The following is a 22,780-nucleotide window of genomic DNA, read 5'->3' as shown; positions in this document are numbered from 1 at the left end:
CGTCCGCAGATGCTGGTGAACCTGTAGCCCGGCTAAGCGCAGCGCGAGCCGGGAATCGGCAGGGAACCGCGCGTTACTTGAACCCCACAATCGGGTGCGGTTTATACGGCGTCTCCAGCTTTTCAATCTGATCCGGCGTCAGCGTTAAATCGACCGCATGCAGCAGCTCATCCAGCTGCTCCTGCCTTGAGGCGCCGATAATCGGCGCGGCCACGCCCGGCTTGCTCAATAGCCAGGCCAGCGCCACCTGCGCGCGGTTGCCGTCAAGCTCTTCCGCGACTTCGGCCAGGTTTGTCGCGATCAGTTCATCATTCTCATCAGTGGCATTGTAGAGCGCCTTCCCGACTTCATCGGATACCAGACGGGCGGTGGTTTCTCCCCACGGACGGGTCAGGCGACCGCGCGCCAGCGGACTCCACGGCATCACCGCGACGCCTTCACGGCTGCACAGCGGCAGCATTTCGTTTTCTTCTTCACGATAAATCAGATTGTAGTGATCCTGCATGGTGACGAAGCGGGCCCAGTTATTCTGCCGCTGTAGCGCTAACGCCTGGGCAAACTGACGGGCATGCATTGACGATGCGCCGATATAGCGGGCTTTACCCGCCTTGACGATGTCGTTTAGCGCTTCGAGAGTTTCTTCAATGGGCGTGGTGTAATCCCAGCGATGGATTTGCAGCAGATCGACATACTCCATGCCGAGGCGGCGCAGGCTGTCGTCAATGGAGCGCAGGATCTGCGCGCGCGACAGTCCCTGCGGCAGATCGCCCACCTGATGGTAAACCTTGGTGGCGACGATCACGGAATCGCGACGAGCATACTCACGCAGCGCGCGCCCGAGGATCTCTTCGCTGCTGCCGTCAGAGTAGTTATTCGAGGTGTCGAAGAAGTTAATGCCGCCCTCGAGGGCGTATTTTATCAGCGGGCGGCTGCTCTCTTCCGGTAAGGTCCATGCATGGTTACCGCGGTCCGGTTCGCCAAAGGTCATACAGCCGAGGCAGAGTCGGGAAACGCGGAGATCGGTATCGCCAAGAGGGATATAGTGCATAGTGCGCTCCTGCTACGGGTAAAGGGTATCCTTTAAGCATAGCAGGAGCGGTGGCGGCAATTATGCCAGCCAGGCGTGGATTTTGGCTTCTATTCCGGCGGCGTCCAGGCCGAGGTCGGCGTGCGCTTCTTCCTGGGTTCCCTGCGGGATAAAGAAATCAGGCAGGCCGAGATTGAGCACAGGAACCGCGCGGCGGCGGGACATCAGCAGCTCATTCACGCCGCTGCCCGCACCGCCCATAATGGCATTCTCTTCCAGGGTGACCAGCACTTCGTGTTCTGCGGCCAGCTGTAGCACCAGCGCTTCATCCAGCGGTTTGGCAAAGCGCATATCCACCAGGGTGGCGTTAAGCTTTTCCGCGACTTTTGCCGCCTGCGGCAGCAGCGTGCCGAAGTTCAGAATCGCGATTTTTTCACCTTCGCGTTTCACTACGCCTTTACCGATAGGCAGCGAGGCCAGCGGTTCAAACGCCGCGCCGGTACCGGAGCCGCGCGGATAGCGCACCGCGCTCGGGCCGTCGTTGTAGTGATAACCGGTATACAGCATCTGGCGGCACTCGTTCTCATCGCTGGGGGTCATGATGACCATGTCAGGAATACAGCGCAGGAAGGAGATATCAAACGCGCCCTGATGGGTTTGCCCATCGGCGCCGACGATACCCGCACGGTCGATAGCGAACAGCACCGGCAGCTTCTGGATGGCGACATCGTGAATCACCTGATCGTAGGCGCGCTGCAGGAAGGTGGAGTAGATCGCCACCACCGGCTTATAGCCGCCGATCGCCAGGCCGGCGGCAAAGGTCACCGCGTGCTGCTCGGCAATGGCCACGTCGAAATACTGGTCGGGGTATTTTTTCGAGAACTCGACCATCCCTGAACCTTCGCGCATCGCTGGCGTGACGGCCATCAGCTTGTCATCTTTCGCGGCGGTTTCGCACAGCCAGTCGCCAAAGATTTTCGAGTAAGAGGGCAGGCCGCCGCTGCTTTTCGGCAGCACGCCGCTGGTGTGATCGAATTTTGGCACCGCGTGGAAGGTGATCGGGTCTTTTTCGGCGGGCTCATAGCCGCGGCCTTTTTTGGTCATAATATGCAGGAACTGCGGCCCTTTCAGGTCGCGCATATTCTTCAGCGTATTTACCAGACCGATAACATCATGACCGTCCACCGGCCCAATGTAGTTAAAGCCCAGCTCTTCAAACAGGGTCCCCGGAACCACCATCCCTTTGATATGTTCCTCGGTGCGTTTGAGCAGCTCTTTAATCGGCGGCACGCCAGAGAAGACCTTTTTGCCGCCTTCGCGCAGCGTGGAGTAGAGTTTGCCGGAGAGCAGCTGCGCCAGATGATTGTTTAGCGCACCGACGTTCTCGGAGATCGACATTTCGTTGTCGTTGAGCACCACCAGCAGATCGGGTTTGATATCGCCAGCGTGGTTCATCGCTTCAAACGCCATCCCGGCGGTTATCGCCCCGTCGCCGATTACGCAAACCGCGCGGCGCTGCTTATCCTCTTTGGCTGCGGCGATAGCTATGCCGATTCCGGCAGAGATGGAGGTCGACGAGTGGCCGACGCTCAGGACGTCATACTCGCTTTCTCCGCGCCACGGGAAGGGGTGCAGCCCGCCTTTCTGGCGGATGGTGCCGATCCGATCGCGGCGTCCGGTCAGAATTTTATGCGGGTAAGCCTGGTGGCCGACGTCCCAGATTAGGCGATCGAAAGGCGTGTTGTAGACGTAGTGCAGCGCCACGGTTAGTTCTACCGTACCGAGCCCGGAGGCAAAGTGTCCGCTAGAGCGGCTGACGCTGTCCAGCAGATAACGCCGCAGTTCGTCGCACAGTTTCGGCAGGCTATCTTTCGGCAACAAACGCAACTCCTGGGTGGAATCCACCAGCGCCAGGGTCGGGTATTTGGCAATATCAAAACTCATCAGAGACTCATTTATTGTTTATTTATCACGCTGAATTATGTAATTCGCGAGCGCTTCCAGTGCCGTGGTATCCAGAGATTGCGCGGCCAGCTCAGTTAACGACCGGCGGGCGTCGGTAATCAGGTCAAAGGCCTTTTTCCGGGCTTGCTCGAGTCCCAAAAGGGCGGGGTAGGTACTTTTGCCCAGCTGCTGGTCGGCTCCCTGACGTTTGCCAAGTGTGGCAGTATCCCCTACCACGTCGAGAATGTCATCCTGGACCTGGAAGGCGAGACCGATGTTCTCGGCGTAGCGATCGAGAGCGGGTAGCGCCCTGCGTCCGGCTTCACCTGCGCTCAGCGCGCCCATTCGTACCGCGGCGCGAATCAACGCGCCGGTCTTATGGCGGTGAATTCGCTCCAGCGACGTCAGATCAACCTGATGGCCTTCCGCTTCCAGATCCAGCGCCTGACCGCCGCACATACCCGCGATGCCGCTGGCCTGGGCCAGCTCAGAAATCATCGCCAGGCGATCGCGATCCGGCACTTCCGGCATCGGCGCATCACTCAGTATAGAAAACGCCAGCGTTTGTAGGGCGTCTCCGGCAAGAATTGCGTTCGCTTCGCCGAATTTTATATGGCAGGTCGGCTGGCCGCGGCGTAAATCGTCATCGTCCATCGCCGGGAGATCATCGTGCATCAGCGAATAGGCATGGATGCATTCGACGGCGGCGGCAGGGGCATCCAGCGTAGCGCGGCTAACGCCAAACATATCGCCGGTCGCGTAAACCAGGAACGGGCGCAGGCGTTTGCCGCCTAATAGTGCGCCATACTGCATGGCTTCGACCAGCGGAGTGTTCTGAAAGGGCTGCGGAGCGATAAAACGGCGCAGCGCTTCGTTAGCCTGCTCGACGCACGTCTGTAGCTGTTGCGGGAAGTCCATTTATTCAGCGTCCGGCGTAAAAGGGGTAAGCGGCGCGTCTTCGCTATCCGCCAGCAGAATTTGTACGCGCTGTTCGGCCTGCTGCAGCTTTGCCTGCCCCTGGCGCGCCAGCTGGATCCCGCGCTCGAATTCGCCGAGCGCTTCTTCTAACGGCAGCGAGCCGCTTTCCAGACGATTAACAATTTGCTCCAGCTCGCCCAGGGCGGTTTCAAAGCTGGCCGGGGCCTCATTTTTCTTTGGCATAGTGAATATAGACTCTTGTAATGTCTCGATGGCTATCAATATGGTAACGAAGTCGCGCGGTTAATCAAATAACGCGCAATGCCAGGTGAAAAGCGTCCAATAGTGGTATACTCCGCGCCCTGGATGCAGACGCCAGTCGCGCCTGTACAACTTTTTATGCTTAAAGCCCCGTCGGGCTAGCCAACGACGGGCTTGCCAACGAATAGTGTCGCCATGAAGTTTATCATTAAATTGTTCCCGGAAATCACCATCAAAAGCCAATCTGTGCGATTGCGCTTCATTAAAATTTTAACCGGGAACATTCGTAACGTTCTCAAAAACTATGATGAGACGCTTGCCGTCGTTCGTCACTGGGATCATATCGAGGTCCGGGCGAAGGATGAAAACCAGCGTCCGGCTATTCGCGATGCCCTGACCCGTATCCCCGGTATCCACCATATTCTGGAAGTCGAAGACGTTCCTTATACCTCTCTGCACGATATTTTCGAGCAGACGCTGCCGCTGTGGCGTGACGCGCTGGAAGGTAAAACGTTCTGCGTGCGCGTTAAGCGTCGCGGTAAGCATGAGTTTACCTCAATCGAAGTGGAGCGCTACGTCGGCGGCGGTTTGAACCAGCATATTGAAACGGCGCGAGTGAAGCTGACCGACCCTGATGTGACGGTTAACCTCGAGATCGAAAACGATCGCCTGCTGCTGGTTAAAGGGCGCTACGAAGGTATCGGCGGTTTCCCGATCGGCACCCAGGAAGACGTGCTGTCGCTCATTTCCGGCGGTTTCGACTCCGGCGTTTCCAGCTATATGCTGATGCGCCGCGGCTGCCGCGTGCATTACTGCTTCTTTAACCTCGGCGGCGCGGCCCATGAAATCGGCGTGCGTCAGGTCGCGCACTATCTGTGGAACCGCTTCGGCAGCTCACACCGCGTGCGCTTCGTGGCGATTAACTTCGAGCCGGTGGTGGGTGAGATCCTTGAGAAAGTCGACGACGGTCAGATGGGCGTGGTGCTCAAGCGCATGATGGTGCGCGCGGCGTCAAAAGTCGCCGAGCGCTACGGCGTCCAGGCGCTGGTCACCGGCGAGGCGTTAGGCCAGGTTTCCAGCCAGACGCTGACCAACCTGCGCCTGATCGACAACGTCTCGGATACGCTGATTCTGCGTCCGCTGATTTCGCACGATAAAGAGCACATTATTGACCTCGCGCGTGAAATCGGCACTGAAGATTTTGCCCGCACCATGCCGGAATACTGCGGCGTTATCTCGAAGAGCCCCACCGTGAAAGCGGTGAAGGCGAAGATCGAGGCGGAAGAAGAGCACTTCGATTTCAGCATCCTTGAGAAAGTGGTGGCGGAAGCGAGCAACATTGATATCCGCGATATCGCTCAGCAGACCGAGCAGGACGTAGTGGAAGTGGAAACCGTCAGCGGTTTTGGCCCTGACGACGCGATCCTCGATATCCGCTCTATCGACGAGCAGGACGATAAGCCGCTGAAGGTGGAAGGCGTGGACGTGGTTTCTCTGCCGTTCTATAAGCTGAGCACCAAATTTGGCGATCTCGACCAGAGTAAAACCTGGCTGCTGTGGTGCGAGCGTGGGGTGATGAGCCGCCTGCAGGCGCTGTATCTGCGCGAGCAGGGCTTTGAAAACGTGAAGGTATATCGCCCCTAGTTCTTCAGGAGCAAGGCGCAATCATGAAAACGGCAACCCTGGGTTGCCGTTTTGCATTTATTCGTAGTAGTTATAAATTCCTGCCGCCATCACCAGCTGTGAAGCGACTTCGTGCGCTTTTTCGCGTCCAACCAGCAGGTCGATCATCTTCAAGGCGAAATCAATTGAGGTTCCCGGCCCCTGGCTGGTGAGCAGCTTAACGCGAGCGTCCCAGACGACGCGCTTATCCTGCCACTGCTCGGCGGGGATGCGTTCTTTCAGCGCCGGAAAGCCGGTCATATTGCCGATGGGGAAAAGGTTGTGCGGCACCAGCACGGTCGGCGCCGCGGCGCAAATCGCCGCAACGATGCGCCCGGAAAGATGGAATTGACGTACTGTTTCAACCAGCAGCGGGCTGTCGCGAAAGCACTCCGCACCCTTAATGCCGCCGGGCAGAACAAGGATATCGAAGTCGCCATCGGCCACTTCGACCAGCGGCGCATCGGCCAGTAGCTTAACGCCGCGCGAGCAGACAATGGTCAGGCTGCCATCGCTGGCAACGCTGGCGGTCGTGACCTTTACGCCGCCGCGAACGAGTAAATCAATGGTGGTGACCGCTTCGGTCTCTTCGCTACCAGGGGCGAGGCAAATCAGTGCCGACGCGCTCATATTCATTCTCCTTACGCTTTACCAGCTCAAACAGGCGGGTATTCTCAGGTACGGCGATACCGTGGGCTCGGGCGCGTTTTAACAGATAACCGGTGATATAGTCGATTTCCGTATGGCGCTGGGCGAGAATATCCTGCAGCATGGAGGAGGTATTTTCTGCCGTACTTTCAATAACCTGATGTACATAGAATAACAGGTTTTCCGGCGAGGTATGCATCCCCTCGCGATCCATCACCGCCGCAACTTCATAACAAATCGCGGCGACCTCCTGCGGGTATTCGCGTAAATCGCCGTTCTGACAGTTTTTTAACGCCGTCAGCGGGTTAATCACACAGTTTACCGCCAGCTTGCTCCAGGTCGCGGGGTAGATATTGTTATGCCAGGCGACGTCGGGCAGCACGCTCTGCAGTACATCAGCGAGATAGCTATAATCCTCAGGGTAGGCTTTCGCTGGGCCAATATGGCTGGTGCCGTTGGCGACGTGGACGATTACGTTGCCGTCGCGGCGGGCCGCCTGCGTTGTCGAAGCCAGAAGCAGCGGCTGTTTGAGGCTCTTAAGCTCGTCAACGGTACCCATACCGTTGTGCATGAGCAGAACAGGTACTGACGACGGCAGGATGGCGCTCAGGTTTTTTACCGCGTTAGAGACCTGCCAGGCTTTGAGGGTGACCAGCAGCAGGTCGCTGCTGGCGAGAAAATCAGGATCGTTAGCGGTAAACGATTCATTAAACACGCTGCCGTCGGTTTCAATCACATTGACGCTACAGAATGGCTGTGGGACGCGTAACCAGCCCTGGACTTCATGTCCGTGTTTGTACAGCGCAGTTAGCCATAACTGTCCCAGTGCACCGCATCCGAGTACGGTTACTTTCATTATTCCTCCTCACCTGTGAGTGCTGCATCAGGTGCTCATGGCTAAAGTATAGCGTTATCAGTTATCCTTTCGGGATAACAAGTTGAGTTATGTCGCGTTGAGGGTATTATGCAACGCAAAAGAAACTGAAGGAGAGGAAAAGATGCCATCTTTCGATATTGTCTCTGAAGTCGATCTTCAGGAAGTTCGAAACGCCGTAGAGAACGCGACCCGCGAAGTTGAATCGCGTTTTGATTTCCGTAACGTCGAAGCGAGCTTTGAGCTGAACGAAAAAAACGAGACCATCAAGGTCCTCAGCGAGTCTGATTTCCAGATTAACCAGCTGTTGGATATTCTGCGCGCCAAGCTGCTGAAACGCGGAATTGAGGGCAGTTCTATCGAAGTGCCGGACGAGTTCGTGCACAGCGGTAAAACCTGGTTTGTCGATGCGAAGCTGAAGCAGGGCATTGAGAGCGCGACGCAGAAAAAAATCGTCAAGCTGATTAAAGACAGCAAGCTGAAAGTACAGGCGCAGATCCAGGGCGAAGAGATTCGCGTTACCGGTAAATCTCGCGACGACCTGCAGGCGGTTATGGCGCTGGTGCGCGGCGGTGATTTAGGCCAGCCGTTCCAGTTCAAAAACTTCCGCGATTAAAAGAGTCCCGTCTGTCGGCCGGGCACGGCGTTAGCCGCCGCCCGGCAGGACACAAAGCTCCGCTCAGAACCGTTTTTGCCTGCCTGAACAAAGGTGCTCGTTTTTATATCCCTTTGATTGCCTGCTCAATTTCAAAGCGGTTAGTGATCTTGCTGTCGATTTTGATATACACCGAACGCTCTTCGCTAATCACCAGCACCTCTTTGACGCCCTCTTTAGCCCGTAAGCGCGCTTCGAGCATTTTGTCCGCGGCGATATCCTCCGGGATCTCGACCCGCAGGCTGCTAACGTACGGCGGCTCGCTCATGGTGCTGGCCACCAGCAGCCACAGCATCGCCAGCAGGGCGCCGAGCAGGAAGACGGTTTGCGAATCAAAAAAGCCATCCACCCAGCCGCCGAGCGCTCCGCCGATGGCCACGCCAAGGAACTGGCTGGTGGAGTAAATGCCCATCGCGGTGCCTTTATATCCGGCCGGTGATTCTTTACTGATTAACGACGGCAGCAGCGCTTCCAGCAGGTTAAACGCGAGGAAAAATAGCTGAACGCCGGCGACCAGCTCCCAGAAATAGCCTCCGGCACCCCAGAGTACGATTTCAGCAATCAGCAGGATGGCGACGCACAGCAGAAAGACGCGCTTCATTTTGCGCTTCACTTCGGCGTAGATAATAAACGGCACCACCGCGACAAATGAGACCAGCATGGTGACCAGATAGATTTTCCAGTGCTCGGCGGCGGGGAAACCGGCGGCCTCAAGCTGGCCCGGCAGAGCGACAAACGTGGACATCAGCATGATATGCAGGCACATAATGCCGAAATTGAGCTTCAGGAGTTTTGGCTCAGCAAGAACTTTGCTGAAGCAGCCTTTCACCATACCGGACTCGCGGTTCAGCACGTGATTCTGGCTGTTCGGCACCACCCATAGCGTCAGCAGGATGCCGAGCGTCGCCAGAACAGCAATCATCCAGAACAGGGCGTGCAGGCCGAGCTGGTGGGTAACGACAGGCCCGAGAACCATGGCGATAGCAAAGGTGACGCCAAAGCTAACGCCGATAAACGCCATGGCTTTAGTGCGGTTTTGCTCGCGGGTTAAATCGGAAAGCAGCGCCATGACCGCGGCGGCAATCGCCCCGGAGCCCTGCAGCGCGCGGCCAAGAATAATGCCCCAGATAGAGTCAGAAAGCGCGGCGATAACGCTGCCGACAACGAAGATTAACAGGCCGCCGACGATCAGCGGCTTACGGCCAATGCGATCAGAAAGCAGCCCGAAAGGTATCTGGAATAGCGCCTGGGCCAGCCCGTAAATTCCAATTGCCAGTCCGATAAGGGCTTCGCTTGCGCCCTGTAACGCCATGCCGTAAGTGGTCAGAACCGGCAGGACCATAAACATGCCGAGCATGCGCAAAGAGAATACGGTCCCCAAACCCCAGGTCGCACGCAGTTCGCCTGGCGTCATTTTATTATCGTTCATTACCACCTCAATATAAAAACTGCGCATAGTGTAGTGGGGGGAAACAGAAGCGTAAATAAATGTTTGTTTAACAGATATTACGACTGTGTTGCATGATGAGGTGAGTACGGTAGAAAGAAAAAACCAGTGGAGGGGCCTCCACTGGTGTTCAGCGGTTATTGGCAGTTAAAGTCAACCCACTGGCCGCCTGCGTCGGCGGATTTGACGCACTGCTCAACCCAGTAAACGCCGTGAAGACCGGCTTCGACGTCCGGATACCAGAAGGTCTCCAGGAACGCCTGGTCCCCGCGATCCATCGCGTCGATGGCGATAGCGTAGCGGCGATAGAGGTTGGCCCACGCCTCGAACAGCCCTTCAGGGTGACCGCCGCCAATGCGGTCGTCCGCCAGCGCCTGCTGGCTGAGATAGGGCATTCCGCGCTCGAGGACGCGGGCCGGTTCGCCCTGTACCTCATAGCTGAGCTGATTTGGACGCTCATCCCACCATTCGATGCTGGCTTTTTCGCCAATAACGCGGACTTTTTGCGAGTGCATCGCGCCGCTGTTGACCGCGCTGGTCCACAGTGAGCCAACGGCGCCGTTGTTATATTCCATCAGCACAAAGGCGTTATCTTCCAGCGGCGCGCGAGATTTGACGAAGCTTTGACGCGCGCACATCAGGCGGGTGATGTTCAGGTTCGGCACCATCGTCTCGGCAATAAATAGCGGATGGGTCGCCAGATCCCCCAGCACATAGCTAGGGCCGGCATATTTGGGCGTTACCCGCCAGCGGGTGGATTCAGCCTGTAGCTCAACGGCTTCATTATGAAAACCGTGGGCGAACTGCATATTAATAATGCGGATCTCGCCGAGCATCCCTTCCGCTATCATCTGCCGCGCCTGCTGGATCATCTGGTGCCCGGCATAGCCGTACGTGACGCCGATAATTTTATTCTGCTTTTTGCTTAGCGCCAGCAGCTCGCGCGCTTCGTCGGCGGTAAAGCACAGCGGTTTTTCGCAAATAACGTGCAGCCCGGCTTCAAGCGCCGCTTTAGTGATGGCGAAGTGAGTATTGTTCGGCGTAGTGACCGATACGGCTTCAATGCCGTCAGGGCGTTTGGCCTCCTCCGCGAACAGCGTTTGGTAATCGGCGTAGCAGCGTTCAGGAGCGATGCCGAGCTGCTCGCCGAATTGACGACCGCGCTCGGCATCGATATCAAGCGCGCCGGCGAGCAGAGTAAAGACGTTGTCGCGAAGCGCCGCACAGCGGTGGCTGTAGCCAATCTGGCTGGTGCCGCCGCCGCCGACCATGCCCCAGCGCAGGGAGCGGGATAAGGGTTTCATGCCGTTTAACATGATGGTGCACTCCTCAATGATAGAGATCCTACGGATTTCAGATGTTCTTCTGTGTACCCGCGCTCGCCGAGCGCGGGCCTGGTTCTAAGGTTTTACATCTCGCCACGGGCTTCGCGTTCTTTCAGGTCATGCATGATCTGCGGGTATTGCTTATCCAGGCGATAAAACAGCAGGGTGATAATGACCACGATCCACAGGAAGAAAGAGCCGTAGAGATAAACGTGGTTAATCATGTCGATAGCGCTTTGCGGCTGAACGCCGGATCCGCTGCTGGAGCTGACGTAACCCGCCATGCTCAGCAGGCCGGAGATAACCGCGGCGGCAATACCTGCGCCGAGTTTCGTCCCAACGGAACCGGCGGAGAAGATCATCCCTTCCTGTCTGACGCGCGTTTTCCACTGGCCGAATTCGACGGCATCGCCGCAGAATCCGAACAGCACGGCGTTCAGCGGGGCGAAGCCAATACCGCGAATAATCGCGTTTGCCAGCGCCCAGTGGTAATCATCAGAGTTAAACATAAACAGCACCTGGCCGATGGTCGCCAGCACGATGCCGCAGAGGGCAACGTTGCGTTTACCGTATTTGCGGATGGGCACGGAGCTCAGGAAGGTGAAAATAATAATGCAGGCGGTTTCGGCAACGAAAATGGAGCTATAGAAGGTATCGTCACCGAGCACGTAGCGGCAGTAGTAAGGCAGCGCGATCCCTACCACGGTGTAGTACACGCTTTGCGCGGTCCACAGGATGGCGCTGGCCCAGAAGTACTGGTTACGAAAAAGCGCGGAAAGCTGGGTTTTTACCGGTACGTTTCCCTGTTTTTCTCGCGCTTTGATGACCACCTTCTCTTCGCATTTATAAAAGCAAAACAGCAGCAACAGCAGCGCCAGAAAAGCCCAAATAGACATGGTTTTGATCCACGCGGCCTGATCGTCGCCAAAGTACTTCACCAGCGGCAAAGTGCAGGCAACGGCGAGAATACGACCAAAAGGCGACATCGACATTCGGGTGATGCTGAGCATATCCCTTTCCCAGGAGGCGCGGGTCATCATCGCAGAGAGGCTGCCGTAGGGGAGGTTGATGGCGGTATAGCACACGGTGGTGCAGAAGTTATAGGCGACCAGCAGATAGAGAAACTGCAGCGTGCCGGTGGTCTGCGGGACGGTGAACAGTAAAATTGCCGATACGGCGTAGGGCACGCTCATCCACAGCAGCCAGGGGCGTGATTTACCCCAGCGAGAGTTTGTACGTTCCACCATCAGGCCCATGATGACATCGGAAACGCCGTCAAACAGACGTGAGATCAGCATCACCAGGCCAACGGTGGCGATGCTGATGCCGACATAGTCGGTATAAAACAGGGTTAAAACCGTGCCGATCATGCCGAACACGACGTTACAGGCGGTATCGCCGCCGCCGTAAGCGATTCGGGTAGCCCAGCTTAGCTTATCGCCGCGTGCTGCCGCGGGAGAGAGAAGAATCTGCTGTTCACTCATGGTCAATTCCTTTGTCTGGAAGGACAAGTCAGGACCTCTGCGCCAGTTCCACCGGCACGACCTTATCCTGAATATCAGCCAGAACATAAGGAAATATTTATTTCATTTCAATGTTTGTTTGGAATTTAATTTCTGTATATGCGAGGCGGATCGAAAAACCGTAAAAATTGAGCCGTAAATTTTTTGGCTACAGCTATCAAGCCATTCTGATTGATAAGGTTATTAAGTGTTTTTCTGAACGATATTTGATTTGTTTATTGTATGGATTTAATGATTTTGCGCTGTGATTTTGTGAAGTGAATCGATACTGCATGGCATTTTTATTTTTCATTGCTCATTTAAATGAAATTAATTTTTCTTTTTTGGCAGGCGTGTTTTTGAAACACGCCTGCCTTAGCGTCAACGTTTAAAAGGTACTTCTGACGGGCGCGGTTGACGCGGTGGCTCTTGTCGTCGGGCCAGCCGCGAAAATACCTTTGGCCGCCAGCCCGGCGACGGTTATCGCGGCGGGAATGCCAAGGATCAGGAAAACGCTTTCGAAGCTGATATTCAGCGCCAGCATCTCCGCTCCGGCAAAGGCGCTCAGGATCGCGCCCATGCGGCCAACGCCGTGCATCCAGCTGGAGCCGGTAGCCCGTGCTTCGGTAGGATAGTAGCGGGCGGAGAGCGCGTTCATGCCGGTATTGGCGCCGTTTAAGCAGGCTCCGCTGATAAACGCCAGCAGGCAGATGAGCGCAAAGCTTGCAGCGGCATAGCCCATCGCCATCGTAAACAGGCCGCCAACCGCGTAAATCAGCCCGAGCGCCCGATGTGGGTTGATCCGGTCCATTAGCCAGCCCGCAAACAGCGAGCCAAGGGTTCCTCCCGCCTGGTACATTGCGGTCATTACCGCCGCCTGGCCGACCGTTAAGCCCACCTCTTTTACCAGCGTCGGTAGCCAGCTGCCGAGGAGGTAAACCAAAAAAAGCCCCATAAAGTAAACCAGCCAGAGCATCATCGAACCGAAGCGATACTGGCGGGAGAGAACGATGCGCATGGCATTTGCCTGAACGGGCTGGGCCGGGAGGCTGAACTCGGCCTCATCGGGGATTTGTCCCGGATAGAGGCGCTGCATAATCCGCCGAATACGTTCGGCAGGCGCGCGCTTAACGACCAGAAAACGCACCGATTCCGGTAACAGCCAGATCAGGACCGGAGCGAACAGCAGCGGGAGGATCCCGCCAAGCAGCATCAGAGAGTGCCAGCCAAACTGCGGGATTAGCCAGGATGCGGAGAAACCGCCCGCCGCCGCGCCAAAGGTGAAGCCGCAAAAAATAATCGTAATCAGGAACGAGCGCTGGCGCTCCGGCGCATACTCTGACACCAGGGTGCCGATATTCGGCATGGCGGCGCCTAATCCCAGCCCGGTCAGGAAGCGGAAAACCATCATCTGCTCAATATCTTGTGAAAGGGCGGTGGCGATGGTCCAGAAGCCGAAGAAAAAGACGCTATTAATGATAATTTTTTTCCGTCCCAGCCAGTCGGCGAGCGGCCCGGAGAAAATGGCCCCCAGCGCCAGGCCTATCAGCGCGGCGCTGATGACAAAACCGAGTTGGTGATTGCTTACTCCCCATTCCTGCTTCAGCGTCGGGGCGATAAATCCCATGATGGCGATATCAAAGCCGTCCAGCGCGATAACGCAGAAGCCTAAAAACACCACCAGCTTCTGAAAGCGGCTTAGCGGATTGGCGTTGATTAACTCCCTGACGTCCAGGCGTTGAGTCTGTGTCATGGGACTCTCCTTATGCGCAAGGGCGCAGGTAGGACTGCGCGGCGTTAAACAGCAGCTGAGCGCGAGCGAGCGCCGGCAGCGCACCCCGAGCGCCGCTTAGCGGGACCTCGATGGATACCGGCAGCGTGGCCGGAAGCGCCGCCATCAGACCGTGCAGGTCGAGTCCGCCTTCACCGGGGACCTGGCGCGCGGCGCGGGCCTGGTAAATCAGCTCCTGCTCGTCCGCGGGGGGTTGCGGTGAGGCATCGCAAAGCTGCATATAGTTGAGGCAATTTTGCGGTAGCGCCGCGATCGTGGACAGGGATTCGCCGGCCCGCCAGAAGTGAATAGCGTCAATCAAAATACCGATATCGCTGCGGCCGCTGGCGGTGATTAGCGCCCGGGCTTCGGCAATGGTGCGCAGGTGGGTCCAGGGCATGGGCTCCAGGTTCATGGTTAATCCATGCTCCTGGCCGGCTTCGGCAAGCCGGGCGAGATTTTCCGCGCTGCGCGCGCGGTTATCATCGTTTCCTGCCACTAAAACCTGCTTTGCGCCAAGGCGCGCGGCGGTAGTAAGAAAAAGCTGCAAACGAGCGTCCACTGAAAAATCGGGCGTCAGGCGGACGATCTCAACGTCCGAAACGCGAACGCCGGTTTCCATCAGCGCCGCCAGGGTATCGCGTACGGCGGCGGTGTCGCCGAGCATGTCGTAATCCGGATCTGACGGGGTTGCGGGAAGCAGGCGCAGACCAACGTGGGTGAATCCGGTCTGGGCCGCAATGCGTACCTGTTCCGGCGGCGGAACGTCGAGGAGGGTAAGCGCGGCGAGTGAGAGGGTTCGCATGTTCATAAAGGACTCCAGTACAGTTGCAGGTGATTGTTGTTATGCGTATTGCCGTCCCTGGTGGAATGCTTTTACTGCGTTGTTTTATTGAGATTTTCTGCCAGGTTTTTTCCGACCAGATAGCCAAAAGTCATGGCCGGACCCAGCGTGATACCGCCGCTGGGATAGAATCCCCGCATCACGCTCGACATATCGTTGCCGATGGCGAAAAGCCCCTGGATCGGCTGCCGCTGCGCGTTGAGAACACGGGCATTTTCATCGGTGATTAGTCCACTGAAGGAACCCAGCGAGCCGGGCAATATACGTACCGCATAAAAAGGCCCATGGCTGAGTTTCCCGAGCGTGGGGTGGGGCGAGCGGCTGGCGTCACCCTGCGCGCGGTTATAGGCCGAGGCGCCGCGCTGAAAATCCTTATCCTCTCCCTGGTCTACAAAGCCGTTAAACCGGGCGATCGTTTCCGTTAGCTGCTGCGGATTGATGGCGCATGTTTTCGCCAGCGCTTCCGGCGTCTCACCGACGTACAGATAGCCGGTCCGTCGCCAGGCCTCGGGGGTAAACGGGAAGGGGCGAGCATGGCCCAATCCGTAGCGCCGCAGCGCACGGCCGTCGGCAATTAGCCACGCCTGCGGCGTTTCGCCCGACGGCGTCGCGTCCAGCAGCGCGGCAATAAAATCATGATAAGAGTCGGCTTCATTGGTGAAGCGTTTACCGTTAGGCAACACGGCAATAAAGCCGGGCTTAGCGCGCTCAACCAGATGCGGGAACGGCAACTGCAGTCCGCTGGCGAGGGTAACGCGCGACACCGGCGCCCAGGCCATGGCGTGCCTGAGTGAGGTATCAAACTGGCCGCCGACCGCTTCGCCGAGCCGAATGCCATCCCCCTGATTGCCCGGGGGCGCGGCGGAGAAGTGGCCGTAGCCGCTGGCGGCGTGCGGCACATTTTCGGCCAGACGCTGCCTATCGTGAGGAAAGCCTCCGCAGGCGAGGATCACCGCGCCGGCGCGAACCTTCAGCGCGCCGCCGTCGCTGCGTAATATCGCGCCTGCAACGCCGTTGTTGTCGGCAAGCAGACGTTCTACCGGCGCGTTAAGCTGAAAATTAACCCCCGCATCCAGCGCCGAACGCAGCAGGCGGGCGACCAGCGCGTTGCCGTTAACCAGATGCTGTCCGCGACCGGCGCGTAGCCGCTGCCAGCCGTGACGCAGCAGGCGGCGGGTCGCATACAGCGCCGAGCCCGGTGAGCGGGTCGCGTTGAAAAAGTGCGCCATGTCCGTGCCGCCGGCAATGCCCATACCCGCAAGGCTGATGGTCTCCAGCGGAGGCCGCAGGCGATGCAGCCAGTCGCCCAGCAGCCGTCCGTCAAAAGGCTGCGCCGTGACCGAGCGGCCGCCCAGCGCAGCGCCCGGTGAAGCGTGAAAATCGGGCATTTTGCTGCCGGAAAGAAACTGCACGGCGGTACGGCGGCGGAAAAAGTCGATCATCTCCGGTCCGTACTGTAAGAAGGCAAGCAGACGCGCATCGGCAGGCTCACCGTCCATTTCATGGCGTAAATAAGCGAGCGGCGCGCCCGGCTCTTCTTCAATCCCTTCTTCACGAGCCAGCGGGTTACGCGGGATCCACAGCCAGCCGCCGGACCAGGCGCTGGTGCCGCCAATGACCGACTCTTTCTCCGCAACCAGTACGCTGGCGCCGCCGAGCGCGGCGGTGACGGCGGCAGAGAGCCCCGCCGCGCCGGAGCCGACGACCAGAACATCCACGTTCATCTGCCCGCTCATGACCCTCTCCTTATTGCAGTGGTGAAAAATCAGTGGGGCGCAGAAGCACCGACTCCAGACGCTCGACGGCGGCCAGCTCGCGGTTTTTGCGCGAGAACGTCAGCCAGCGTTCGTCCTGCGCCATGCGCGCCCGACGCGCCAGGCGATCGTCCAGACTTTCATAGGCCCAGATATGCACCACCTGATTGACCACGCCAATTTCGGTAAAAAAGAAGCCGATGAGCTTACCGAGGTGCTCGGTTTGCACGGCGTAAGCATCGCTTTTGTACAGCGCCAGCCAGTCGGCCATTTTCAGCGGATTGATGGTGTAGGTGCGTTTTTCATAGATCATGATTTTCTCCTGTTTATAGTGCGTGTTGTTGCGCCATATGGCTGGCTGAGAGATAGCCGAAGGTGAGCGCCGGGCCGAGCGTAATACCTGGGCCGGGGTAGGTTCCGGCCATCATCGAATCCATATCATTACCCACGGCATAGAGGCCTTTAATCGGTTCACCGTGCTGGTTAATGACCTGAGCATCGGCGGTAGTGACCAGGCCGCGCGAGGTACCGAGATCGCCGGTATAGAGGGTGACGGCATAAAACGGCGCGCGGGTCAGCGGAGCGTTACAGGCGTTTGGCCGGTGGCCGGGGTCGCCCATCGCGCGGTTATAGCTGTTGCCGCCTTTGGTGAACGCCGGATCGAGGCCCTGAGCGGCGTCGCGGTTGTAGCGAGCCACCGTGTCAGTGAGCGTCTGCGGATCCAGGCCGAGCCGCTGCGCCAGTTCAGGCAGCGTATCGGCCTTATGCAGATAGCCCGCTTTCACCAGCGCGTCATTATTGACCGGGGCAGGGCGCGCCAGGCCGAGGCCGTAGCGCTTCATGGCCAGGGCGTCGCAAATCAGAAAGCAGGGCGCATTTTCTGCCCGGCTTTGCATGGCGCTGGCGAAGTGGTGATAAGAGTTAGATTCGTTCACGAAGCGCACCGCGCGCTGGTTGACGGCAATCACTCCGGGTTTGGCGCGATCGGTGACCAGATGAGGGAAGCGCTCTTGCGTACCGTCGGGATGCTGTAAAACCGAGACCGGCGCCCAGAAAAAGTTAGACGGCAGGTCAGCCCCTTCCCGGGCATTGACCGCGGCGGCAAGGCGCAGCGCGGCGCCGTCGTTGGCGGCGGGGGACATGGTGTAGTGCTCGCGGGTCTGGGGGCGATAGCGTTCAGCCAGCCTGCCTGCGGCAAAACCACCCGCCGCCAGTACCACCCCGCAGCGGGCTTCAAGAGCCTGCTTTTGACCCTCGTGCTCAATTTCTACGCCGGTCACCTCGCCATTGCGTTCGCTCAGCGAAAGCACGTTGACGTTGAGCCTGAGCTGCATTCCTTTGCGAAAGGCGAGCGTCGCCATGCGGGCGATCAGCGCGTTGCCCATCGCCAGGCGGGTACCGCGAGGGTACCGCAGGCGATCGCGACCGAAGCGCAGCAGCAGTCTGCCGCAGTGCGCGAACGAGCGCGGGGAGCGGCGCATATCGAGAAAGTGCTGGATATCAACCCGGTTAACCATCATCCCGCCAAACAGCAGCATTCCCGGTGGGGGAGAGCGGAGGTCGCGAAAATGCGCACCCAGTTCCCGTCCGTCAAACTCCACCACCTCGAGCGCCCGCCCGACATCGACGGCGCCGGGCTCATCCGGGTAATAATCCGGAGAGAGCGGGCGCAGGCTATATTTCACCGCGCCCTCTTTTTCAAGAAATGCCAGCGCCTCGCGCCCTGAAGCGATAAAGGCATCCACCAGATCCTGACGATAATGAGGCTCACCGATAATCGTCCGCAGATAGGTTTCGATAGCCTGCGGGCTGCCGCCCACGGCCATTTTCCGCGCCTGATCGCTATCGTGGATCCACACCGCGCCGCCGGAAATGGCGGAGGTGCCGCCAAACTGCGGGGCTTTTTCCAGCATCAGCACCGACAGTCCCTTACAGCTGGCGGTCACCGCCGCGGCAAAACCTGCGGCGCCGCTGCCGATAACGATGACATCCCAGCTTTTCATGCTGCCGCTCCTTGTTCCTGCGCAATGGCGCCGATGAATTGCCCCATCAGTTTCATCTGCGCCAGCGCCATCTCCGGCCCGGTCTGGATCGCGCAGCCGCGATCCCGGGCGAAGGCGAGGAGCGGGGTGATGAGCGGGGCGGTCACCACGTCGGCGACATGCGTGGATAGCGGAAGGGTTTCCAGCAGCGTCTGCGGCAGCGGCAACGGCTCGAAACCGGCCATTCCCGCCGGGGAACCATTCACCAGCAAATCCAGGCCGGCAAGCGTAGCGGGCAGGTCGACGAGATGAACGTGCGGAAAATGGGTGGCCAGCCGGTTATGCAGCAGCTGAAGGGTGGCGGGATTCTGATCATAAAGGGCCAGCTGGCGGATACCCGCTTCGCAAAGCCCCCACGCGATAGCGCTGCCCACACCGCCGCAGCCGGAGAGCAGCCCCTTTTTACCGGCGGCGCTAAAGCCGTGCGCCTCTGCGGCAAGCTGAAAACCGACGCCGTCGAGCATATCGCCCTGTAAACGGCCATCGGCCAGCTTACGGATGACGTTAATGGCATTGAGGTGCTGAGCTCGCGGGGTTAACTCGTCGACCAGGGCGGCGGCCCGCTGTTTGTGCGGAACGGTGACCAGGACGCCGCTCATGTTGTGCCAGCCGCGCAGGGCCTGCAGAAAGTCAGCAACGGCTTCGGGGGCGATATCAACCGGGATCATCACGCTGTCCAACTGCTGGTCAGCAAAGAAGCGGTTGAAATTCTCCGGCGACTTAACCTGGGTAATCGGGTGGCCGATGACGGCGACGACCTGAGTGAATCCACTGACCATTTCAAACCTCATTTTGTTAAATGAATGTTGTGAAAGTATTTCAGCGGAAGCTGAGAGCGACAACGCAGAATTCGGCCATACTGGTTGTTAATCGCACTACCACTGCGATAATCGCGCTAAACTGATTGTATTGTTGCGAAAGTGTGAACAAGTATGCAAAACCAGATTCATACCCGCGATCTGATCGTCGGCCTGCAAAAAGGGCTGGCGCTGATCCAGCTATTTTCAAAAGAGTTCCCCCGGCTCACCGTGCCGCAGGCGGCGAAAATGAGCGGCCTGACGCAAAGCGCCGCGCGGCGCTTTTTCCTTACCCTGCTGCACGAGCGCTATCTGCAAACCGACGGACGTTATTACTGGCTAACGCCTAAAGCGTTAAGGCTGGGGCAGGCGTATGTCGATTCGGCGCAGTTCCCACGCATGGTACGACCGATCGTGGAGTACATCGCCAGTCGGACGGAAGAGCACGCTTCGGTCGGCGTGATAGATGATGACGAGCTGGTGTATATCGCCCGCAGTAAACACACGCCGTTTAACTCGACTTCAGTGCGTCTGGGGGAGAGAGTGCCGATTTACTGTACCGCCGGAGGGCGACTATGGCTGGCTTCCTTAGCGGAAACCGAGTGTGAAACCGTTTTGCAGCGGATCCGCCGCGAGCAGCGTACGCCCTATACGGTGACGGACGTGGCGGCGTTAATGGAAAAGATCGCTCAGGTTCGTCGCCAGGGATACGCCGCGATTGAGCAGGAGTTTGAAATTGGCATGCTGGTCCTGGCCGTGCCGCTGTCAGATCGGGAAGGGCTTTACTGGGGAGCGCTGAGTTTAACCAGCCATCAGTCAAGAACCTCGATTGAGGCACTATGCCGCGATCATCTGGATTTGCTCTATAGCGCTCAGGCGATGCTGGTGGGTTAAAACCAAAGGCGCAGACGATTCACTCATCCTCGTGCCGAGAGAGCTTACGGTAGGCAAAAAAAAGGGCAGGAAGAATCCTGCCCTGAGAATGACGAACCGATATTAGGCGGTGATGCTGTTAGTGAAAGTGTTCCACTCGCCCGACAGGTCGTGCACAGAATTGCTCCAGTTTTCGTTGCTTGAGGCAACGAAATCCTGCCACGTAGATGTGCCGCTCAGGTAATCACCGAACGCAATGGTATCGTTAACGATGGCATTGGCGATGGTAGCACCTGCGGAGGTAATAAAATCGCTCAGATGGCTTGCTGTATTATTAATAATGCTGGAAATGCTGTTAGCAATGCTGCCGAACACATTAAAACCACCAGAAATAGATTCCATTTCGCCAATAGTTAATTCTTTCATTGGTATTCCTTGTTAAGTTTGATTAATTTTTATTAGTGGGTCTCTTACCCACGGAAGAAATACTAACACTCTTAAATTATGTTAATCCAGAGTATTAATATGTGAAATATTCAATTTCATACAAATTTAATAAAATGAAGTTTTCTTCAGAGATAACGGCGTAAGCCATGAGTATGAATTTTTTATTCGGCACATCTGGCTTTAATGTGAAATTGCATGAGGGCCTTATAAAGAAAAACGCGCTGAAAGTGGTTGCAGGCGGAAATAAGACGGACAGCTTTTTTTTCATTGAAAACTTTACTATTGTTCAATAGAGATGCTATATGAACCGGAGAGAAAAATATTCATGGCAAAAGACCGCCTGTTCGTGCGGAGGAGGGGAGGGCATGAGAACATCACCCTGGCACCATACCTCACGTTAATATGTTAATTTTCGATTTCACATTCGCCCACCGGGAATGAAGGAAGCGCAGCCCGCTGAATGAACGAGAGCCTGTCTATGGTTTGCTAACCCGAATGACGTCAGCGTTCGACGAAACAAAAATTTCGCGATATATCTCTTATACTATTTTGCGCACAATAAATTTATTTACCGTATATATGCAGCTAAACCACTCGGCGCCGTACGGGGTAGCGCGGCGGCGGGATTCATATCTCAAAGATACCATTGCCGACCGCAGTGGGAAAACCGTGCTTAGCGATGATTCGTTAAACAACGGAATCATTAGCCGGTATATAGTGCTCATTTTATTGACAGTACCAGCGTTAAAACCAATTTTAATTCATCTAAATAAACGATGGCTGCAGGATAATGAATTGCTGCTGATGAATCTGATGCGGCTATTTGTCGAAACGAATTGGCAGTACTGCGTGACTATTATCGCATCAGTATGGCTAAACGCGTTCCGGCAGTAAGCGGAGAAAGGCATGTACGGGGGGCGTCTTTGATCGAGGACGCTGAAGCGGAATTTAGCCAGGGGCAGAGAAAGCGTTGAGAGGGTTGAGGGCACAATCTCAGAATAATAGGGTGGGGAGAATGATTTACAACCATCGGCGATGCGAGATTAACAGGGGGAAATAAGTAATGGCGTATCGTGCGATACGCCATTGAGAGACACTATCTGACCATGGTCAGCAGGTTGTGTGAATCCGGCACCATAAAGTCGACGGACATCATCACCGACAGCGCGGTAATGGCTACGATGGAAAAGACGAACAGCTTACGCGCCCAGACTTTATCATCCGCCACTTTATAACCGCGCAGCGCCATTCCGAGCCACCAGACGCTCACCGCCGCAGCGACAACCAGATATTTATATCCAGCGTAGCCGCCCAGGGAGAGCATCAGCGTGGCAACGGCGAAAGCGATGATGTAAACGGTGATATGGTTTTTCGCTACCGAAATGCCTTTCACTACCGGCAGTACCGGAATGTTCGCTGCCTGATAATCCTTGAAGCGGAAAATCGCGATAGCGTAAGAGTGAGGCATCTGCCACAGGCTGAAAATCGCCAGCAGAATCGCGGCACCGCTGTCAAAATCACCGGTAACCGCGCAGTAGCCAATCACCGGCGGCGCAGCGCCGGAGAGAGAACCAATCAGCGTGCCGTAGACGGAGTGGCGCTTCATGTACAGGCTGTAAACGCCGACATAAACCACGAACCCCATCACCCCCAGCCAGCAGGCCAGGGGATTCGCGCCAAACCACAGGAGCATGAAGCCAGCAATACCCAGCAGGGTGGCGTATACCAGCGAAGCTTCTGGCGAGATCAGCCCTTTGACCAGCACCCGGTTTTTCGTCCGTTCCATCTTACGATCGATATCACGGTCGATATAGTTGTTGAAAACACAACCCGAGGCGACCACCAGGGATACTCCGAGGAGCGTCCAGATAAAAAGCGGATAGTCGATGTGGCCCTTGGAGGCCAGCAGGAAACCGCCAATCACGGAGATCAGGTTGCCAAAAATAATGCCTGGTTTCGTTACTTGCAGGTATTGCTTAAACATACTCG

20 protein-coding genes are annotated in these 22,780 nt (G+C 57.1%); 3 read left to right on the top strand and 17 right to left on the bottom strand.

Going from position 1 to position 22,780, the window contains the following annotated elements:
• Nucleotides 1–73 precede the first annotated feature (73 nt).
• The 4 genes from ABLU67_RS10505 to xseB are packed head-to-tail and all read right to left on the bottom strand — an operon-like array spanning nt 74 to nt 4,132.
• Complete coding sequence (locus tag ABLU67_RS10505) at nt 74–1,048, bottom strand: aldo/keto reductase (RefSeq protein ID WP_064358654.1); 975 nt, start codon at nt 1,046–1,048, stop codon at nt 74–76.
• Nucleotides 1,049–1,108: 60 nt separating this feature from the next.
• Complete coding sequence (gene dxs / locus ABLU67_RS10500; protein ID WP_004129698.1) at nt 1,109–2,971, bottom strand: 1-deoxy-D-xylulose-5-phosphate synthase; 1,863 nt, start codon at nt 2,969–2,971, stop codon at nt 1,109–1,111.
• A gap of 18 nt (nt 2,972–2,989) precedes the next feature.
• Complete coding sequence (gene ispA, locus ABLU67_RS10495) at nt 2,990–3,889, bottom strand: (2E,6E)-farnesyl diphosphate synthase (RefSeq protein WP_064358655.1); 900 nt, start codon at nt 3,887–3,889, stop codon at nt 2,990–2,992.
• A complete protein-coding gene (gene xseB / locus ABLU67_RS10490; protein WP_004099468.1) occupies nt 3,890–4,132 on the bottom strand; it encodes an exodeoxyribonuclease VII small subunit in 243 nt (80 codons plus the stop codon). It abuts the gene before it with no gap.
• A gap of 213 nt (nt 4,133–4,345) precedes the next feature.
• Here xseB and thiI point away from each other — a divergent pair, with 213 nt between their 5' ends.
• Nucleotides 4,346–5,794 (top strand): tRNA uracil 4-sulfurtransferase ThiI, encoded by a 1,449-nt coding sequence (gene thiI / locus ABLU67_RS10485; RefSeq protein WP_014228166.1) that lies wholly within the window; start codon nt 4,346–4,348, stop codon nt 5,792–5,794.
• Nucleotides 5,795–5,851: 57 nt separating this feature from the next.
• Here thiI and yajL read toward each other — a convergent pair whose 3' ends face one another.
• Nucleotides 5,852–6,442: a protein deglycase YajL gene (gene yajL, locus ABLU67_RS10480; protein WP_004848222.1), complete on the bottom strand. Its 591-nt coding sequence runs from the start codon at nt 6,440–6,442 to the stop codon at nt 5,852–5,854.
• Nucleotides 6,405–7,316 (bottom strand): 2-dehydropantoate 2-reductase, encoded by a 912-nt coding sequence (panE, locus tag ABLU67_RS10475; RefSeq protein ID WP_004848223.1) that lies wholly within the window; start codon nt 7,314–7,316, stop codon nt 6,405–6,407. The genes yajL and panE overlap by 38 nt, the downstream gene beginning before the upstream one ends.
• A gap of 142 nt (nt 7,317–7,458) precedes the next feature.
• Between panE and ABLU67_RS10470 the strand changes: the two genes are divergently transcribed.
• Nucleotides 7,459–7,950, top strand: coding sequence for a YajQ family cyclic di-GMP-binding protein (locus tag ABLU67_RS10470; protein ID WP_004129715.1), 492 nt, complete (start codon nt 7,459–7,461; stop codon nt 7,948–7,950).
• A 103-nt stretch (nt 7,951–8,053) separates the two neighbouring features.
• Here the strand turns inward: ABLU67_RS10470 and ABLU67_RS10465 are convergent, their stop codons facing one another.
• The 9 genes from ABLU67_RS10465 to ABLU67_RS10425 form a co-directional block, all read right to left on the bottom strand.
• Nucleotides 8,054–9,418, bottom strand: a complete 1,365-nt coding sequence (locus ABLU67_RS10465) for an MFS transporter (protein WP_004848226.1) — start codon at nt 9,416–9,418, stop codon at nt 8,054–8,056.
• Between the two features lie 155 nt (nt 9,419–9,573).
• Nucleotides 9,574–10,752 carry a Gfo/Idh/MocA family oxidoreductase gene (locus ABLU67_RS10460; protein WP_047724313.1) on the bottom strand — a complete coding sequence of 393 codons (1,179 nt, stop codon included), beginning with the start codon at nt 10,750–10,752 and terminating at the stop codon, nt 9,574–9,576.
• 92 nt (nt 10,753–10,844) lie between these two features.
• Entirely contained in the window at nt 10,845–12,245 is a 1,401-nt protein-coding gene (locus ABLU67_RS10455; protein ID WP_004129763.1) for an MFS transporter, read from the bottom strand.
• A gap of 406 nt (nt 12,246–12,651) precedes the next feature.
• Complete coding sequence (locus ABLU67_RS10450; RefSeq protein WP_064379702.1) at nt 12,652–14,016, bottom strand: aromatic acid/H+ symport family MFS transporter; 1,365 nt, start codon at nt 14,014–14,016, stop codon at nt 12,652–12,654.
• Between the two features lie 10 nt (nt 14,017–14,026).
• Nucleotides 14,027–14,845, bottom strand: a complete 819-nt coding sequence (locus ABLU67_RS10445; RefSeq protein ID WP_185219581.1) for a TIM barrel protein — start codon at nt 14,843–14,845, stop codon at nt 14,027–14,029.
• Between the two features lie 65 nt (nt 14,846–14,910).
• The gene (locus tag ABLU67_RS10440; RefSeq protein WP_201993801.1) at nt 14,911–16,614 is read right to left on the bottom strand and encodes an FAD-dependent oxidoreductase; all 1,704 of its coding nucleotides are present in this window, start codon (nt 16,612–16,614) and stop codon (nt 14,911–14,913) included.
• A 10-nt stretch (nt 16,615–16,624) separates the two neighbouring features.
• Nucleotides 16,625–16,945: an NIPSNAP family protein gene (locus ABLU67_RS10435; protein WP_004133454.1), complete on the bottom strand. Its 321-nt coding sequence runs from the start codon at nt 16,943–16,945 to the stop codon at nt 16,625–16,627.
• 13 nt (nt 16,946–16,958) lie between these two features.
• Nucleotides 16,959–18,635, bottom strand: a complete 1,677-nt coding sequence (locus ABLU67_RS10430) for an FAD-dependent oxidoreductase (protein WP_201435085.1) — start codon at nt 18,633–18,635, stop codon at nt 16,959–16,961.
• Nucleotides 18,632–19,453: a shikimate dehydrogenase gene (locus ABLU67_RS10425; RefSeq protein ID WP_201435086.1), complete on the bottom strand. Its 822-nt coding sequence runs from the start codon at nt 19,451–19,453 to the stop codon at nt 18,632–18,634. The genes ABLU67_RS10430 and ABLU67_RS10425 overlap by 4 nt, the downstream gene beginning before the upstream one ends.
• A gap of 153 nt (nt 19,454–19,606) precedes the next feature.
• Here ABLU67_RS10425 and ABLU67_RS10420 point away from each other — a divergent pair, with 153 nt between their 5' ends.
• Entirely contained in the window at nt 19,607–20,365 is a 759-nt protein-coding gene (locus ABLU67_RS10420; RefSeq protein ID WP_201435087.1) for an IclR family transcriptional regulator C-terminal domain-containing protein, read from the top strand.
• A 102-nt stretch (nt 20,366–20,467) separates the two neighbouring features.
• Here the strand turns inward: ABLU67_RS10420 and ABLU67_RS10415 are convergent, their stop codons facing one another.
• Together ABLU67_RS10415 and cyoE are read right to left on the bottom strand one after the other, a co-directional pair.
• Nucleotides 20,468–20,770 (bottom strand): hypothetical protein, encoded by a 303-nt coding sequence (locus tag ABLU67_RS10415; RefSeq protein WP_048261420.1) that lies wholly within the window; start codon nt 20,768–20,770, stop codon nt 20,468–20,470.
• A gap of 1,117 nt (nt 20,771–21,887) precedes the next feature.
• Complete coding sequence (gene cyoE / locus ABLU67_RS10410; RefSeq protein ID WP_004129778.1) at nt 21,888–22,775, bottom strand: heme o synthase; 888 nt, start codon at nt 22,773–22,775, stop codon at nt 21,888–21,890.
• Nucleotides 22,776–22,780: the final 5 nt, after the last annotated feature.

This window comes from Klebsiella sp. GN_Kp190 (genome assembly GCF_040061795.1).
Lineage (GTDB): Bacteria > Pseudomonadota > Gammaproteobacteria > Enterobacterales > Enterobacteriaceae > Klebsiella > Klebsiella michiganensis.
Note: the sequence above shows the minus strand (reverse complement) of the source record. Positions and strands in the feature narration are given on the sequence as shown.